The sequence below is a fragment of the Streptomyces pactum genome (genome assembly GCF_002005225.1).
Lineage (GTDB): Bacteria > Actinomycetota > Actinomycetes > Streptomycetales > Streptomycetaceae > Streptomyces > Streptomyces pactum_A.
The window spans coordinates 5730598-5747810 of sequence record NZ_CP019724.1; the positions used below are offsets into that span (position 1 = coordinate 5730598).

Here is a 17213-nt window from a genome sequence, read left to right on the forward strand (position 1 = left end):
CCGCCCTCTTACGCCGTGCGCCGCTCAGCTCTCCCGGGCCTGCTCCAGCATCCGGTCGACGACCCGCGCGGACGCGTTGCCGTCGTCCAGGTCGCAGAACAGGTGGTGGAAGCGGTCGAACCGGTCCTGGTACTCCGCCTGGACCTGGTCGATGTCCCGGATCGCGTCGACCAGCTCCTTGGAGTTGTCGATCAGCGGCCCGGGGGAGTCCTGCTCGAAGTCGAAGTAGAACCCGCGCAGCGTGTCCCGGTAGTGCTCCAGGTCGTACGTGAAGAACAGCATCGGCCGCTTCAGGTGCGCGTAGTCGAACATCACCGACGAGTAGTCCGTGATCATGATGTCCGCCGCGAGGTAGAGGTCGGCGATGTCCGGGTACTCCGAGGCGTCCCACACGAACCCGTTGCCCGCGCCCGGCACCGCGTCCACCACGTTGGAGTGGCGGCGGATCAGCAGGACGTGGTCGTCGCCCAGGCGGCGCTGGGCGTCCTCGAGGTCGATGCGCAGGTCGAACAGGTACTGGCCGGCGCTGTGCGACTGGTCGTCGCGCCAGGTCGGCGCGTACAGGACGACCTTCTTGCCCTCGGGCAGACCGAGCGCCTTCCTGACCCGCGCCGCGATCGCGTCCTTGTCGGGCGAGTACAGGTAGTCGTTGCGGGGGTAGCCCGCCTCCTGGATCTCACCGTCGTAGGAGAACGCCCGCTTCAGGATCGGCGTGCTGAAGCGGTTGGAGGAGACGAGCAGGCTCCACTGCTTGGCCTCCAGCGCCAGCTTCTCCTGGTAGCGCCGGTCGAAGTGCAGCGTGTCGATGTCGTGGCCGATCTTCTTCAGCATCGTGCCGTGCCAGGTCTGCACGATGGACTGGCCGGGCCGGCGCTCGATCCAGTCGGGAAGGTGGGCGTTGGTGACGATGTAGCGGCTGGAGGCCAGCGCCTCGTACCACTCCCGGCCCCACATGCGGACCGGCTCGACGCCCTCGGGCAGCGCGACCTGGCCGTCGCGGACCGCCCACAGGTGCTTCAGATCCGAGCCGCGGCGCACCAGCTCCTCGTACATGGCGCGCGGGCTGTCCGAGAACTGCTTGCCGTTGTAGCTCAGGTAGAAGACCTGGTCCTTCAGCGGCTGCCGGAACAGCGGCTCGTAGACCTCCTTGCGCAACTGACGCTGACGGAACGGGCCGCGCTCCAGGTCGCTCAGCTCGGAGCGGGCGTTGAGCTGCGGGAAGTCGCCCCAGCGGTTCTCCAGCCAGTAGCGGCGGCCGCCGAGCTCGGCCTGCACCGGGAAGGAGTCCGCGGCCAGGCGGTCGATCACGAAGGGCACGTCGGGCGCGCCCTCCTCCTCGGGCCGCAGGAAGAGGTTCCAGCGGCCGGCGCGCAGCGGGACGCTGCCGTTGCCGCCGAGCCGGGAGGGGTCGAAGGACACCTCGAAGCGGCCGCCCTCCAGCCAGCGGGTCTCGACGAACCGCTCCTCGTAGCGGTTGCGCGGCTTGAGCAGGAAACGGGAGCCGGTCAGCCGCGGGTCGGCGTGCCCGGTGAGGGCGATCTCGCCGTCGCGCACGGTGGCGGTGTCGATCAGGGCCCGGCGGGTACGCCCGGAGAACTTCAGGAAGCCGGTGTGGCCCGCCACCACGGCGAGCTCGACCAGGTGCGCCTGACTGCCGAGCGACGCGGGCAGCGGGAACTCGGCGTCGGACAGCCCTTCCTGCATCACGGTGCCGAAGCGGCGCTCCTTGCCCTGCGGGTCGGTCGCGACCAGCACCGTGGACCAGGTGCGCTTCTCCGGCTGGGCCTTCTCGTCGACGCCCTCGTGGAAGACCAGCGCCACGTCGGCCACGGGCACCTCGACCGAGAACGCCTGCGTGCCGCCCTCGCGCGTCACGGTCACGGGGTACTCGAGGGTCTCGGCGCCCTTCTGGTTCTTGACCCGCAGGGTCACCTGCTCGTCCGCCGCGAGGGGTTCGCGGATCTCACCGGTGACCTTGACCCGGTCGCCCTCCAGGGCACGTCCGGTGATCAGGGCGCGGACCTTCTCGATACGCAGCTTCAGCGCGCCGCGCTCGATGGACGGCAGCATCCGGAAGTCGGGGCTCAGCCAGTGGTACGGCGGGAAGTTGCAGGCCGCGCCGCCGCTGGAGTGGACGGCGTGGCGCCGCACCAGACCGGAGGAGAAGATGCCGAGGCCCACGTGCCACACGGCCTCCTGCCACTCGCCGCCCTTGCGGAGCCGGGCGGGGTCGATGGTCACCTCCCAGCCGGCCCAGTCGTAGTTGTAGCGGTCCTGGCCGGAGTCGGTGGTGACCTCCGGGCGCGGCAGGTTGCGGGCCGGCAGCAGGATGCGGCGGCGGGAGCGGTCCTTGCGCAGTTGGAGCACCTTGACCGAGGCCTTGCGCGTCGGCTGGTCGATCTTGTCGATCCAGGCGTTGCCGGACAGCAGCAGCTTGCCCCCGGACCAGCTCACCTCCTGCAGCGGTGCGCGCATGTTCAGGTGCTGGTCGATGCGCAGCGCCTCCTTGGGCAGGTGCAGGTCGGCACCTTCCAGGGAGGGCCACGAGGCGTACTTGCGGACCAGACCGCTGACCTCGGGCGTCTCACGGCGGCGCTGGCCGGCCAGCAGGGCGATCAGCTCCTCCATCTGGTGCTTGCGCACCAGCAGCCACTGCACGCGCAGTTCGGCCGGGAGGTCCATGACGACCTTGGGGTCGATGCTGTCGAGGAAGCGGTTCGCCGAGCGGAGGAACTCGGCCCGGTACTCCTCGTCGCCGTCCGGCACCACGTTGAGGAAGAGCCGCAGGTCGTCACGGAGGACGCGGGTGTCGTACTCGCGCTTGAGGCGGGCGTAGGTCTCGCCGGGCTGCTCGGCGAGGAAGGCGCTGATCTCCATCACGGAGGTGACGCGGTCGCGCACGCCGGCCGGGTCGGTGCGGCGCTGCGTGATCGACGGGGCGGACTCGCCCTCGCGCAGCCGCCAGTAGTAGCAGGGCTCCGAGATGACGTCGACGCTCTCGGCCAGGTAGTGGGCCCGCATGGTGACCGGGGTGTCCTCGTACAGCCGGCCCTCGGGGAAGGCGAAGCCGTTCTTCTCCCAGAAGGTGCGGCGGAAGACCTTGTTGCACGCGATCCGGTCGGCGACGAGCTTGGCGTAGCGGGATATGTGGGTGCCCACCCGGGCCTCGCCGGCCAGCATCCGCATCAGCGGGACCTGCCAGGACTTCTCACCCCGGAGGTGGAAGACGTTGCCCGTGGCGAAGTCCGAGCCGCTCTCGTCGAGGCTGCCGACCATGAGCCGGTAGGCGTCCGGCGGGATCAGGTCGTCGCTGTCGACGAAGGTCAGGAACTCCGCCTGCGGCGCCAGGTGGGCCATGCCGGTGTTGCGGGCGGCGCCGAGGCCGCCGTTCTCCTTGCGTATGAGCTTGAAGCGCGGGTCGCGGGAGGCGTACTCCTCGGCGATGGCGGCGGAGCCGTCCGGTGAACCGTCGTCCACCATCAGGACCTCGAAGTCGCGGAAGGTCTGTGCCGCGAGCGAGTCCAGACAGGCGGGGAGGTAACGCTCCACGTCGTAGATGGGGACGATGACACTGAGCCGAGGGGCCATGGCTTGGTGATCTCCTTTCGGGGTCAGGCCCGCTCGACCAGTTCGAGCGCCTGGGCGGGGGTCGGGGCGTGAGGGCGTTCGTCGAACGGGACGATGGGCAGCAGGCTCTCTTCACCGAGGAAGACGCGTCGCACGACGCGTTCGGCTGCGTGTCCGTCGTCGAATTCGCAGAAACGCCGGCGGAAGGCGTCCCGGCGCTCGGTCGTGTCCCGGCTGTCGTACTCGCCCGAGGCGAGCAGCCGCAGCAGCTCCGCCTGCGTGGTGGCCACCGCGCCGGGCGGTTCCTGGAGCAGGTCGAAGTAGGTGCCGCGCACCGCGGAGTAGACGTCCCAGTCGGGGACGTAGCTGATGATCGGGCGGTCCAGTACGGCGTAGTCGAACATCGCCGAGGAGTAGTCCGTGATGAGGGCGTCCGCGGCGAGGTACAGCTCCTCGACCCGGGTGTGCCCGGACACGTCGACGATCCGGCCGGTGCGGCGCAGTTCGGCGACGTGCGGCGAGCTGCCGTAGAAGTAGTGGCCGCGCACCAGCAGGGTCACGTCCGGCCCGAGTTCGTCGGCGAGGCGGGCCAGGTCCAGCGGCGGGGTGAAGCCCGGCTGGTACTCGCGGTGCGTCGGCATGTACAGGAACGCCTTGGTGCCGTCGGCCAGTCCGAGCGCCGCGCGCGCCGCGCGCACGTCCTCGGCGGTGGCGTTGACGAGGACGTCGTTGCGCGGGTAGCCGGTCTCCAGCGTCGTGTACGAGCAGGGGTAGACCCGCTCCCAGACCACGGTCGAGAACTGGTTGGAGCTGATGCTGAAGTCCCAGCGGTCGCACCGCTCCAGAAGCTTCTCGAAGTCCATGTCGGTCGAGGCGGGGTACTTCTGCTGGTCCAGGCCCATGGTCTTCAGCGGGGTGCCGTGGTGGGTCTGTACGTGGATCTGGCCCTCCCGCTTCACCACGGAGTCCGCGAAGTTCACGTTGTTCACGAGGTACTTGGCGCGGGCCAGGGCCGCCCAGTACTCGCGCGAGCCCACCCGCACGACCCGCACACCCTCGGGCACCCGGGCCGCGTTCTCCGCGCGGACCGCCCACACGCGGCGCGTGTGCGGGGCCAGCCGGGCCAGTTCGGCGTCGATGGCGGCGGGGTTGCAGGAGACGCTGCGGCTCCAGTAGGCGGAGAACAGCACCAGGTTCTCGTCCAGGGGGAGCCTGAGCTGCGACTGGTAGAAGGCGCCCATCGCGCCGCGCTTGGACCGGTTGATCGCGGTGCGGGTGCGGCTCCTGACCCGCTGGCGCAGCTTCACCGCCGTCAGGGCGCTGACCATGGTCGTGTACGCGTCGCGCTCGAGCATCCCGTACTTGTGACCGCGTCCGCCGGCCGGCCGTGTGAAGCCCTTGGGCAGCCGGGCGCGGTAGTCCGCCGAGGCGCGGTGGAAGAACTCCGCCCGCGCGTCCTGCGGCAGGCGGCCCGGGCGCTCCAGAATGGTCAGGTAGTGGTCGGCCATCTTGCGGAACAACGGGCCGCGCCACTCGTCGAGTTCCTCGTGCGCGTCGAGGTAGTCGAAGACGCGCTGGTACTGGTCGAAGACGTCGAAGTGCTTGCGGCTGACCGTCTTGAGGATGTTGCCGCCCTCACGGCGCTGCCGGTAGTGCACGCAGACCCGGTCCAGTACGGCGATCCGCTCGGCGCTGATCAGGGAGCAGAACGTCCAGGGGGCGTCCTCGTAGTACCCGGGCGGGAAGGTGAGCCCGGTCCGGGTGACGAAGTCGCGCCGGTAGGCCTTGTTCCAGACGATCTGGAGCAGGTCGAGCAGCCGTGGGCGCTCGGCGAGCGAGAAGACGTCCGGGCCGTCCTCCCTGAGGAGGTCGGCGCGCAGGTTCGGGTGGACCCTGCCGTCCCAGTAGGTGCGGGCGTAGTCGAAGACCAGAATCTCGGGATTGCCCGTGGCGTCGAGCCGGTCGCGAATGGCCGACAACGCGCCGTCGGACAACGTGTCGTCACTGTCCAGGAACAACACGTAATCGCCCGTGGCCTTTTCCAGCCCGGCGTTGCGGGCGCGCCCCAGGCCCACGTTTTCCGTGAGGTGAATCACATGAATCCGGGAGTCGCGTTTCGCGTACTCGTCGAGAATGGCCCCTGACCCGTCGGGCGAACAGTCGTCGACCGCGATGATCTCGAAGTCCGTGCAGTCCTGTCCGAGTACGGAGTCAAGGCACTCGGGCAGATAGCCCTGCACCTTGTACACGGGGACAACGAGAGAGAGCTTGGGCATCCTTACAACCTGTTCCGAGAACTGACCACGGGACCGCGGGCTGGGACCGGAACGCGCTCCGGGCGTCGTTGGGGCCTGGAGCGCGCCGCCGCATCAGCGTAAAGGATTCACGCGGAGTTTCCGCTGGCACGGTAGTCGGACCGTCTGTGCGCTGTCACAGCGGGAAATGCCCGGAGCGGGGCGCCCGAATCCATCGCTTCGAAGCGGCTGGAGAACTTCCTCACATTCGGCCCCCCTGTCCTCTTTATTGACTTCCGTCGGCTTCCACCCCATGTGCCCGACTCGATTTTCCGGGGCACACGGACGAGTCTGCACCCAGTGACGGAGACCTGGGAGGCATGAGGATGAGCTGGCTGGTCACGGGTGGAGCCGGGTACATCGGCGCGCATGTGGTGCGGGCCCTGTCCGACGGCGGTGAACGCGTGGTCGTGTACGACGACCTGTCCACCGGCAGCACCGACCGCGTGCCCGACGGGGTGCCGGTGGTGGTCGGCAGCGTGCTGGACCGGGCCGGTCTGGAGGGCGCGATTCGTGACCATGCTGTGACAGGTGTGGTGCACATCGCGGCCAAGAAACAGGTCGGTGAGTCGGTGGAGCGGCCGCTCCACTACTACCGGGAGAACGTGACGGGCCTGGAGACCCTCCTGGAGGCCATGACGGCGACCGGCGTCGGCCGCCTCGTCTTCTCCTCCTCCGCGGCCGTCTACGGCATGCCCGACGTGGACCTCGTCACGGAGGACACCCCCTGCCGGCCGATGAGCCCCTACGGCGAGACCAAGCTGGTCGGCGAGTGGCTGATCAACGCCGCCGCCCGGGCCCACGGCATCCGCGCCGCCTCCCTGCGCTACTTCAACGTCGCGGGCGCGGCCGCCCCCGAGCTGGCCGACTCGGGCGTCTTCAACCTCGTCCCCATGGTCTTCGAGCGACTCGAGGCGGGCGACGCCCCGCGCGTCTTCGGCGACGACTACGCCACGCCCGACGGCACCTGCGTACGGGACTACATCCACGTCCAGGACATCGCCTCCGCCCACCTCGCGGCGGCCCGACGCCTGACGGACGCCCCCGAGGGCACGTCGCTCACCCTCAACATCGGACGCGGTGAGGGCAGTTCGGTCCGGGAGATGGTGGACCGCATCCTCAAGGTCACCGGCAGGCAGGACGTCGCCCCGCACGTGGCCGGCCGTCGCCCCGGCGACCCGGCCCGCGTCGTCGCCTCCGCCGACCGCGCCCACGAGGAACTCGGCTGGTCGGCCCGCCACGACCTGGACGACATGATCGAGTCCGCCTGGCAGGGCTGGCGCCACCACCACGGCTGACCTACGTCGGTCGTACCCCGCGGAGGGCGCCACCCGCACCGGCGGTGACGCGACCGACGTGCCACTCCCGGCGCGGGACCGGCGGGCGGCCTCGACGGGCGCCGGCTCCCCCGGGTCGGGGGCGGCCCGACGCGCGCCCGCTCTTGGCGGGTTTCGGGGTGGTCCCGGCGTGTGTCGGTTTCGCGTGTCGCAGGGGTGGTCGGAGGCGCGTCGGCTCTTGGCGGGTTTCGGGGTGGTTCCGGTGTGTGTCGGTTTCGCGTGTCGCAGGGGTGGTCGGAGGCGCGTCGGCTCTTGGCGGGTTTCGGGGTGGTTCCGGTGTGTGTCGGTTTCGCGTGTCGCAGGGGCGGCCGGACGCGCGTCGGCTCTTCCCGGCCGGTTTCCAGGGTCGTCCCGGCGCGCGTCGGCTCTCCCCGTCGCGGGGGCGCCCCGACGCGCCGGCTTCCGTGCGCCAGGGCCGCCCCGGCGAATCAGGCCCCGGCCGGGGGCCCGCCGTGACTGCCCGCGGGCAGCGGATCGGGCTGCTGTCGTGGGCCGGGCAGCGCCAGGTCCGTGGCGAGGCGCTCCGCCATCCGCGCCCGGTGTTCCCCGGCAGCCGCGCACAGGGCCCGTACGGCACCGGCGAAGCGCTCCTGGGACGGCGGTTCGGCCGGACCCAGCAGGCGCAGGGCCAACGCTGCCCGCGCCTCGGACAGGTCGTCCCGTTCCGGGTGCCGGACCGCGTCCAGCAGGTCCGGCACCCCGGCCGCGTCCGGCGTCAGCACGGTCGCCGCCGCCACCGTCGGGAAGGACTTGCGGAACCCGTCCTCGGCCAGCCCGCTGGTGTTGGCCACCGCGTACGGCTTGCCACTCGCCAGGAAGTCGCTGATCACGCTGGACACGTCACTGATCAGCAGGTCGGCCCGGTTGAAACAGGCGTACAGGGGCGGCCGGGCGTCCGTGATCACCTGGTGCTCCCACTCGGGCAGCGAGGCCCAGTACGCCTCCTCCCAGGCGGCCGCCGCCCGCGTCACCGCACCGGCCCGCCCGGGCTCCGGCGCCGGCCGGCGCAGCATCCGCTCCGCCTGGTCGGCGGCCGACCGGAAACCGGCGGCGGTGAGCCGGTCCAGTTCCGTCGTCCGCCGGGTCAGCTCACCGGCCGCCGAGACCCCCGGCCGGGGCCCGCCCCGCTCCCGGTTCGCCGCCCGTACCAGCTCCCGGATGCGCAGGTCGGCGGCGCCGGCCCGCGGATCCACCGACCCCGTCAGCGGGTGCGGCTTGTACAGCAGCCGCACCCGCGGGTCCGCGAGCAGCGCCCGTACGAGGTTCTCGCCGGCCTCGACCACCGACGTGTTGCCGGGGTGGCCGTCCCAGCCCTCCCACGTCGGCGCGTACAGCACCGTCGTGAACGCACCGGGGGCGGGCGGCCCCGCGTACGGCCGTACGGCCTCCAACTGCGGGCGGCCGATCTCCACCACGTCCTTGTCCTCGACGCCGACCTCCGCCAGCGCGTACCGCTCGCGCGCCGCCGGACCGGCCACCCACACCTCGTCGTACGCCTTCGCGTACGGGTTGCACGAGGACAGCTTGTCGCTCTCCCCGTGGTTGACGAAGGCGTGCTTGATCGTGGGGATGCGCAGGACCTGCGAGGTCTTCCCGGAGTTGGAGGGGTGGAGCAGGACGCGGAGCGTGGAGTGCTCCAGGCGCATCAGCGTGGACACCTTCGGCAAGCACACGACCGGGATGTCGGTCGCCGCGATCCGCTGCACCATGAACCGCTCCCGCAGCACGATCACCGGCCGCCCCTCCAGCCGCGCGAGGGGCTCCAGCCACATGTTGGCCTGGTAGGCCGAGGACGCCCCGCCGGAGAAGTACAGGCCGACGGTGGGCCGGTACTCCGCCAGCCACGCGTCGAACCAGTCGAGCACCTCCTGCTCGCCGGCCGGCCGGCGCTCCGGCAGCAGCCGCAGCAGCAGCGCGCCGAGGCCCGCCAGCGCCATCGCCAGCGACAGCGCGAGACCGGCCGCGCCGTACACCGGCGCGTCGGCGGCCGCCGTCGCCAGCAGCCCCGCCGTGGCCGGCAGTCCGAAGGCGGCCAGCCGGTGCCCGGGGCGGCGCAGCAGCAGCGGCGGTGCCGGGGACAGGCGCAGCGCCGAGGCGTCGATGTTCCGGGTCACCACGGGCAGCGTCCGGGTGTGCCGGACCAGGACGGACACCGCCTGGATCGCCCAGTGCAGCCCGTAGAAGGCGAGCAGGGCGGCGACCAGCGGGGCGTACACCGTCTCCCGGTGCTGCTCGCCGAGCCGCAGCAGGCCCACCACGAGGAGCAGGTCCCGCAGCACGTGCCGCACCGTGACGTCGGCGTGCGATTTGGCGAACAGCGACACCATGCCCCGCTGCCAGCGGTACAGCACCGCCTCGGCGGCCAGCGAACCGGCGGTCGCGGCCAGCAGCAGCGGCACGTGCGGCAGCAGCGCGCCCACGGCCTGCGCGGTGAAGGCGGCCGCCAGCACGCCGAGGACGAGCAGCTTCACGGCGGTCCGCCGGCGGGGGCGGCCGAGTCGGAGGAGACGGAGGCGAAAGAGAGCGGGGCGCGGCGGACCCGGGCGGAGGGGACCGAGCCGGGGAGGGCCGGAGCGGAGGGGACCGCGCCGGGGCAGACGGGGCCGGGGCAGACCGGGTCGCCGGAGACCGCGGCGGGGAGGACGACGGCGGGGAAGACTGCGGCGGGGCAGGGATAGGGGCACTGCGGTCGCTCCAGGCTTGCTCGTCGCGCATCGGACATCCGGGTTAACGCCGGCCGACCACCGGACGACACGCGCGTGTTGACCACCCCCTTGACGGGGTGGGTGCCGCGCCCCCTGTCCGCAGCCTGGACCGCGGCGCGGGACACCACCCCGTTCGCGTAGATTGCCTGGCGAGCGCCCGGATCGGCGCGCGTCGACGGGAGAGGGCGGACGGCAACGGTGGCTGGGGCAAGGCAGGCGGTGGGCGAGGCCCGCAGGATCGTCGTCAAGGTCGGCTCCTCCTCGCTGACCACCGCGTCGGGCGGTCTGGACGCAGACCGGGTCGACGCGCTCGTCGACGTCCTGGCCAAGGTGCGCGGTGGCGGGGAACGGGAGATCGTCCTCGTATCCTCCGGCGCCATCGCCGCCGGACTGGCCCCGCTGGGTCTGCGCCGCCGCCCCAGGGACCTGGCCCGTCAGCAGGCCGCCGCCAGCGTCGGCCAGGGCCTGCTGGTCGCCCGCTACACCGCCTCCTTCGCCCGCTACGGCGTCCGCGTCGGCCAGGTGTTGCTGACCAGCGACGACATGAGCCGCCGCGCCCACCACCGCAACGCCTCCCGCACCCTCGACAAGCTGCTCGCGATGGGCGCGTTCCCCATCGTCAACGAGAACGACACCGTCGCCACCGACGAGATCCGCTTCGGCGACAACGACCGGCTCGCCGCACTCGTCGCCCACCTGGTCCGCGCCGATCTGCTGGTGCTGCTGTCCGACGTGGACGGCGTGTACGACGGCGACCCGAGCAGGCCGGGCACCTCGCGGCTGGCAGAGGTGCGGGAGCCGGCCGACCTCGCGGGCGTGGACATCGGCAGCGCGGGCAGGGCGGGCGTCGGCACCGGCGGCATGGCCACCAAGGTCGAGGCGGCCCGGATCGCCGCCGCCGCCGGTATCCCCGTGGTGCTGACCAGCGCGGTCCACGCGGCCGACGCCCTGGCCGGCAAGGACACCGGCACCTACTTCCACACCACCGGCAAGCGCTCCGCCGACCGGCTGCTGTGGCTCCAGCACGCGTCCACCCCGCAGGGGGCGCTCGTCCTCGACGACGGGGCGGTGCGCGCGGTCGTCGAGGGCCGCAAGTCGCTGCTGCCGGCCGGGATCGCCGGTGTCGAGGGGGAGTTCGCCGCGGGCGAGCCCGTGGAGCTGCGGGACGGCTCGGGGCGCGCGGTGGCCCGGGGACTCGTGAGCTTCGACGCCAAGGAGCTCCCCCGGCTGCTCGGCCGCTCCACCCGGGAACTGGCGCGCGAACTCGGACCGGCGTACGAACGCGAGGTCGTACACAGGGACGATCTGGTGATCCTGCACCCGTAATGCGTCGAAACGTCCCCGAATCGGTGGTGGACGTTCCGCAAAACCGCCCCGCGATCTTGTGTGGCCTGCTCAACTTTCCTCAAGGACAAGCCCGGCCGACCACCGGGCCGAGCCGTGTGCGTGAAGGAGGCCGTCGTGAGCGGAGTGCGCCCTGGAACGGCGGCGTCCCGCGGTGGTAATGGCTCCCGCGGTGTCACCGGCTCCCGCGGTACCCGGAACGGATCCCGCCCGGCGGGCGAGGAGCGCGCCCTGACCAGCGTCGCGGCCGGCGACCGGTTCCGGGGCGGTGAGCCCGAGCACACCCCGCGCCTGTGGCACGTCACCCTCAGCGTTTCCGGCACCCGGGCCCCGCTCGGCGAGGTCCGGCGCGCCCTGGAGCAGCTCGCCCACGACCACCCCTTCCTGCTGACCAGCCGCTACGCCGACGACCACGCGGAGATCCGGTACTGGGAGGAGGCCCGCGACCTGCACGACGCCGCCGCCGTCGCCCTGCGCCTGTGGGGTGAGCACCGGCAGACCGCGGGACTGCCGCCCTGGGAGATCGTCGGCCTGGAGGTCATCGACCGGGCGACCTACCACCAGCGCATCGCCGCGGGGTACGGACCGGCCCCGGCGACACCGGTCGGGGTGCACCCCTTTTAGCCGCCCCTTCCGGGCCACCGGTCTTCGGGGCCGGTCTCTTGGGGGTCGTCCGTCTGCGGGGCCGGTCTCTTGGGGGTCGTCCGTCTGCGGGGTCGGTCTCTTGGGGGTCGTCCGTTTGCGGGGTCGGTCTCTTGGGGGTCGTCCGTTTGCGGGGTCGGTCTCTTGGGGGTCGTCCGTCTGCGGGGTAGGTCTCTTGGGGGCCGCCGGTCTGCGGGGTCGGTCTCTTGGGGGTCGTCCGTTTGCGGGGTCGGTCTCTTGGGGGTCGTCCGTCTGCGGGGTCGGTCTCTTGGGGGTCGTCCGTCTGCGGGGTCGGTCTCTTGGGGGTCGTCCGTCTGCGGGGCCGGCCTCTTCCGGGCCACCCGTCTGCGGGGCACGCCTCTTCGGGGCCGTCCGTCCGCGGCCAGTCCCTGCCGGGTCGTCCGTCTGCGGCCAGTCCCTGTCGGACCCCCGTTTTCGTCTCGCCCCCTCCGGCCGGCCCGTTCCAGCCCGGCCCATCCCTTTTGGCCGCGTCCGGCGCATGTCTCGGGGTTTGGGACGACCGGTGAACGGCCTCGCCCGGCCTACTACGCTTCCCCCATGACCACGCTCTCGCCGTACGACTCGATGTCCCCGGTCACCCGGGCCGCCTACCGGGCCAAGTCCGCCGCGGCCGACCTCGCGCCGCTGCCGCGGGCCGCGAAGGACGACGCGCTGCTCGCCGTCGCGGACGCGCTGGAGGTCCGTACCAGCGAGATCGTCGAGGCCAACGCCCAGGACGTGGCCAAGGCCCGCGCCGCCGGGACCAGCGAGGCCATCATCGACCGGCTGACGCTGACCCCGGAGCGGGTCCGCGCCATCGCCTCCGACGTGCGCGACGTCGTCGCGCTGCCCGACCCGGTCGGCGAGGTCGTGCGCGGCTCCACCCTCCCCAACGGCATCGACCTGCGCCAGGTCCGCGTACCGCTCGGCGTGGTCGGCATCATCTACGAGGGCCGGCCCAACGTCACCGTCGACGCCGCCGCCCTGTGTCTGAAGTCCGGCAACGCCGTCCTGCTGCGCGGCTCCTCCTCCGCCTACCAGTCCAACACCGCTCTCGTCCGGGTCGTCCGCGACGCGGTGGGCGGGGCCGGGCTGCCCGCGGACGCCGTGCAGGTTGTGCCCGGCGAGAGCCGCGAGAGCGTGCGCGAGCTGATGCGGGCCCGCGGCCTGGTCGACGTGCTCATCCCGCGCGGCGGCGCCTCGCTGATCAACACGGTCGTCCAGGAGTCCACCGTCCCCGTCATCGAGACCGGCACCGGCAACTGCCACGTCTACGTCGACGCGCAGGCCGACCTCGACATGGCCGTCGACATCCTGATCAACTCCAAGGCGCAGCGCGTGAGCGTCTGCAACGCCGCCGAGACCCTCCTCGTCCACCAGGACATCGCCGCCGACTTCCTGCCCCGCGCACTGGACGCCCTCGCCGAGGCCGGGGTCACCGTGCACGCCGACGAGCGTGTGATGGCGTACGCCGAGGACTCCAAGGTGACGGCCGTCGAGGCCACGCCGGAGGACTGGGAGACGGAGTACCTGTCCTACGACATCGCCGCGGCGGTCGTCGACTCCCTCGACCGGGCCGTCGAGCACATCCGGCTGTGGACCTCCGGCCACACCGAGGCCATCGTGACGACCTCACAGCAGGCCGCCAGGCGCTTCACCCAACTGGTCGACTCCACGACGGTCGCGGTGAACACCTCCACCCGGTTCACCGACGGCGGCCAGTTCGGCTTCGGCGCCGAGATCGGCATCTCCACGCAGAAGCTGCACGCCCGCGGCCCGATGGGGCTGCCGGAGCTGACCAGCACCAAGTACATCGTCACCGGTGACGGGCACGTGCGGCGCTGACGGGCACGTGCGGCGCTGACGGGCAGCGTACGGCGCTGGCAGGCACGTGCGGCGGTGACGGGCGGCGGGTCGCGCTACGGGCGGTCCGCGCCCGTAGGCGCACGCCGGGGGCATATGTGAGCGGCACGCGCTCCCGGTCGCGACCACGAACCGATCGGGGCATCTCACCCACCGGATGAATTTCCCCGCCGTCTGCCCAAAACGACCCACCAGGTCTACTCTGGACCTGTGCCGGAGGACGTGGGGGGTAGGCCGTTCCCTGACGGCTGGGAGCCCGACGACGACCACGACCACGGGGTGTCGGACGAAGAGTTCGCCTCCGTGGTCTTCGACGAGGCCTTCGTACGGGCGGCCGCGGTGCACGAACCGACCGCCGTCGAACGCCTCCTGGCCGCCGCCGAGGCCAGAGCCGAGGCCACCGAGGCGGAAGCGGCCCGCCGCGGCCGCATCAGACGCGAGCGGTACGACGACGGGTACGGCGATTTCGGCCATGATCCCGACCTCGACGACCCGGACGACGACCGCGACCCCCTCGACCGCCCGTACGGCGCTCCGGCGGCGTACGGCAAACAGGTCCGCTGGCACCGGCCGGTCGCCTGGATGCTCGCCCTGGTGATGGGCATCGGCATGGTCGCGCTGGCCTTCGTGGCCGTCTACCGGGGCGCGTCCTCCGGCGGCGGCACGCGGCCGGTGCCGCCCCCCTCCTCGACCGGCCCGGAGCAGGGCGGGAGGGCGACCCCGTCCGCCTCAGCCGACTACTCCCAGCCCGCCGTGTCGGTCATTCCGCGCACCCCCTGACCTGCCGTCCGGCGCGCTGGGAACCTGGCCCAACTTGACCTGCGCCGTCGCGTTTACGCGACCTTTCGCAGACCTACCCTGAAGGTATGGCAGGGCTTGGCGATCCGCCCGGTGGGACGCCCGACGGTGCCCCCGGAGGCGGAGAGGACGAGTACCGATCCGTCGTCTTCGACGAGTCGTTCGTCCGCGCTGCCCGCCTCCAGGAGTTCTCCGCCCAGGAGCGCATCGCCGACCACACGCCCGCCGTACGCCGCCGTACGGCACTGCGCCGGGCCGGACTGTCCCGGCAGGCACTCGTCCTCGTCATGCTGATCGCCGTCGCCTTCGGCACCGCCATCTACATGGGCGTACGGCACCCTTACCAGAGCCCCGACGCGCAGCGGGCCGCGGAGCCGGTGCGGATGACCGTCGTCCCGCTCGCCCCCGAGGGCAGGGTGCCCGGCGCCGACGACGCCGCGTACCTGTACGAACGCAGCCCCGCCGCGCACTTCCGCTCCGCCGCCGAGGGCGTCCCGCTGCCGGTCCACCGCCGCACGGCGCACTTCTCGGACGAGCAGGTGCTGACCGCGCTGACCACCGCCAAGAACTACATCGACCGCTCGGCGTTCGACCGGGACGTGCTCGGCGGCGGGGAGGCCCGCTCGGTGCGGGTGCTGCTGGACCCGGACCAGCTCGACCAGTTCGACGAGAGCTTCGACAGGCCCACCGCGGACGGCCGGCACGCGCCCACCGGATGGCTGGTCCGCTTCGACCCGGCCCGTGCCGAGCTGGCCGACGCCGAGATACGGGTGAGCGGCAGCCTGCGGGCGGTGGAGGGCGACGCGTCCACGCTGGAGGTCTCGGCCGACCACACCATGGTGTACCCGCTGCGGCCGGCCGGCGACGAGGGGGCCGAGGCGTCGCTGTTCACCGTCCGGCGGGAGCTGCACTTCCGCTTCGACCGGGACGACCTGCGGCTGCACCAGACACAGCTCGTCGCCGCCTACGTCCAGGCCGGGCCGCTCTCCTGCGCCGACGACTCGGCGAGCCACCTCCGCCCGCTGCTCGCGGGCCAGACGGCCCGGGACGGCGCCCCCGCCGGCACCGACCCCTACAGCACGGACAACGCCACGGCCCTGTGCGGCACCCTCGCGGCCGACGCCCAGCCGAAGGTGTGACGGGCGAGGGCGAGGGCGAGGCGCGGGGCCGCCCGTCCGTCCGGAGGCGGGGTGTAGGCGGGCCGCCCCGCCGGACGCGGGTGGCGCGTACCGGCGCGGTGGGGCGAGCGGACCCGTACCTGCGCGAGTGCCGATGACGCCGGCCGCGCCCCGGTACGGCCGGTGACGCAGGCCGCACGCCGCCGTGCAGCCGCCTGCCGCAGGCCGCACGCCGTCGTGCAGCCGCCTGCCGGAGGCTCAGGCGCCGTCGCGCGGCGGGCGGTCGTCCGGAGCGTCCGGGCCGCCCGTACCCTCCGGCCCGCCGGCTCCGCCCGGTCCGTCGGACCCGCCGCCCGGCTGCCCCTCGGCCCCGTTCGTTCCCTCGGTTCCGTCCGCGTCCTTGGGCGGCCTCGGCTGGGAGGTCGTGAAGCCGCCGAAGCCCCGCCGCATCCGGTCGCCGAGGTCACCGGCGCCGCCCGCGATGTCGTTCACCAGCTTCATCAGCGGGTCCTTGGAGCCGCGCACGTGGGTGGCGTAGCTGGACGCCGACTCGCGGAAGGAGTCCCGGACCGAGGTGTCCTTGTCCTCGTCGCGCCGCGGGTAGTGGCCGTCCATGATCCGCTGGTAGTCCCGGGACGCGGCCCACTTCTTCAGCTCGGCGGCCCGCACCGTGGTGAAGGGGTGTGAGCGGGGCAGCACGTTGAGGATCTTCAGCACGGAGTCGCGCAGGTCGCCTCCGGCCTCGTACTCGTCGGCCTGCTCCAGGAACGCGTCCACGTTCATCTCGTGCAGGTGGTTGCCGCCCGCGATCTTCATCAGACCGCGCATCGAGGCCTGGAGGTCCTGGCCCACCAGCAGACCCGCCCGGTCCGCGGACAGCTCCGACTTGCGGAACCACTCGCGCAGCGCGGTCACGATCGCCATGATCGCCAGGTTGCCCAGCGGGATCCAGGCGACCCGGACCGCGAGGGACGTCAGGAAGAGCAGGATGGTCCGGTAGACCGAGTGTCCGGACAGCGCGTGTCCGACCTCGTGCCCGACGACCGCCCGCATCTCCTCCTCGTCCAGCAGCTCGACCAGGCCCGTGGTGACGACGATGATCGGCTCGTCCAGGCCGATGCACATCGCGTTCGGAGTCGGGTCCTGGTTGACGTACATCGGCGGGACCTTCTCGAGGTCCAGGATGTAGCAGGCGTCGCGCAGCATGACGTTCAGATGGGCGAACTGCCGGTCCGAGACCCGTACCGAGTCGGACAGGAACAGCAGCCTCAGGCTCCGCTCGGGCAGCAGGCCGCTCAGTGCCTTGAAGACCGTGTCGAAACCGGTCAGTTTGCGCAGCGCCACCAGGGCGGACCGGTCGGCCGGGTGCTCGTACGCACGCGAGGAGATTCCGGGGAAGCGCCTGCGCTGCCTGCTCGGCACGTTCTCGTGCCCGTTGTGCTGGTGGCCGTCGGACATGTCTTCCCCCATGTGCGTGTGTGTGGCCTGTGCGTCTGTGTGGCCCGTGCGTGTGTCCGGCCCTTTGTGAACCCTTGTGCGGCCCTT

Annotated in this window: 10 protein-coding genes; 6 read left to right on the forward strand and 4 right to left on the reverse strand. The window is 72.1% G+C overall.

Annotated elements, in window-relative coordinates; all coding sequences use genetic code 11:
• Window positions 1–24 precede the first annotated feature (24 nt).
• Window positions 25–3588, reverse strand: a complete 3564-nt coding sequence (locus tag B1H29_RS24460; protein WP_055416891.1) for a bifunctional glycosyltransferase/CDP-glycerol:glycerophosphate glycerophosphotransferase — start codon at window positions 3586–3588, stop codon at window positions 25–27.
• Window positions 3589–3611: 23 nt separating this feature from the next.
• Window positions 3612–5843: a bifunctional glycosyltransferase/CDP-glycerol:glycerophosphate glycerophosphotransferase gene (locus B1H29_RS24465; RefSeq protein ID WP_055416890.1), complete on the reverse strand. Its 2232-nt coding sequence runs from the start codon at window positions 5841–5843 to the stop codon at window positions 3612–3614.
• A 344-nt stretch (window positions 5844–6187) separates the two neighbouring features.
• On the opposite strand from B1H29_RS24465, the gene galE reads away from it, so the two are divergent.
• On the forward strand, window positions 6188–7159 hold the full coding sequence (gene galE, locus B1H29_RS24470; RefSeq protein WP_055416889.1) for a UDP-glucose 4-epimerase GalE: 972 nt from the start codon (window positions 6188–6190) through the stop codon (window positions 7157–7159).
• Between the two features lie 467 nt (window positions 7160–7626).
• Here galE and B1H29_RS24475 read toward each other — a convergent pair whose 3' ends face one another.
• Window positions 7627–9669 carry a hypothetical protein gene (locus tag B1H29_RS24475; RefSeq protein WP_055416888.1) on the reverse strand — a complete coding sequence of 681 codons (2043 nt, stop codon included), beginning with the start codon at window positions 9667–9669 and terminating at the stop codon, window positions 7627–7629.
• 432 nt (window positions 9670–10101) lie between these two features.
• On the opposite strand from B1H29_RS24475, the gene proB reads away from it, so the two are divergent.
• The 5 genes from proB (at window position 10102) to B1H29_RS24505 (ending at window position 15689) form a co-directional block, all read left to right on the forward strand.
• Entirely contained in the window at window positions 10102–11229 is a 1128-nt protein-coding gene (gene proB, locus B1H29_RS24485) for a glutamate 5-kinase (protein WP_079160435.1), read from the forward strand.
• Window positions 11230–11364: 135 nt separating this feature from the next.
• Window positions 11365–11871 carry a hypothetical protein gene (locus B1H29_RS24490; RefSeq protein WP_079160838.1) on the forward strand — a complete coding sequence of 169 codons (507 nt, stop codon included), beginning with the start codon at window positions 11365–11367 and terminating at the stop codon, window positions 11869–11871.
• Between the two features lie 576 nt (window positions 11872–12447).
• Window positions 12448–13734: a glutamate-5-semialdehyde dehydrogenase gene (locus tag B1H29_RS24495; RefSeq protein WP_055416885.1), complete on the forward strand. Its 1287-nt coding sequence runs from the start codon at window positions 12448–12450 to the stop codon at window positions 13732–13734.
• Window positions 13735–13962: 228 nt separating this feature from the next.
• On the forward strand, window positions 13963–14532 hold the full coding sequence (locus B1H29_RS24500; RefSeq protein ID WP_055416884.1) for a hypothetical protein: 570 nt from the start codon (window positions 13963–13965) through the stop codon (window positions 14530–14532).
• An 86-nt stretch (window positions 14533–14618) separates the two neighbouring features.
• On the forward strand, window positions 14619–15689 hold the full coding sequence (locus B1H29_RS24505; protein WP_055416883.1) for a hypothetical protein: 1071 nt from the start codon (window positions 14619–14621) through the stop codon (window positions 15687–15689).
• Between the two features lie 237 nt (window positions 15690–15926).
• On the opposite strand, the gene B1H29_RS24510 is transcribed toward B1H29_RS24505, so the two are convergent.
• Complete coding sequence (locus tag B1H29_RS24510) at window positions 15927–17126, reverse strand: M48 family metallopeptidase (RefSeq protein ID WP_055416882.1); 1200 nt, start codon at window positions 17124–17126, stop codon at window positions 15927–15929.
• Window positions 17127–17213: the final 87 nt, after the last annotated feature.

Coding starts and splice junctions, on each gene's coding strand:
- B1H29_RS24460 (WP_055416891.1), bottom strand. CDS start 3,588: ATGGCCCCTCGGCTCAGTGTCATCGTCCCCATCTACGACGTGGAGCGT.
- B1H29_RS24465 (WP_055416890.1), bottom strand. CDS start 5,843: ATGCCCAAGCTCTCTCTCGTTGTCCCCGTGTACAAGGTGCAGGGCTAT.
- galE (WP_055416889.1), top strand. CDS start 6,188: ATGAGCTGGCTGGTCACGGGTGGAGCCGGGTACATCGGCGCGCATGTG.
- B1H29_RS24495 (WP_055416885.1), top strand. CDS start 12,448: ATGACCACGCTCTCGCCGTACGACTCGATGTCCCCGGTCACCCGGGCC.
- B1H29_RS24505 (WP_055416883.1), top strand. CDS start 14,619: ATGGCAGGGCTTGGCGATCCGCCCGGTGGGACGCCCGACGGTGCCCCC.
- B1H29_RS24510 (WP_055416882.1), bottom strand. CDS start 17,126: ATGTCCGACGGCCACCAGCACAACGGGCACGAGAACGTGCCGAGCAGG.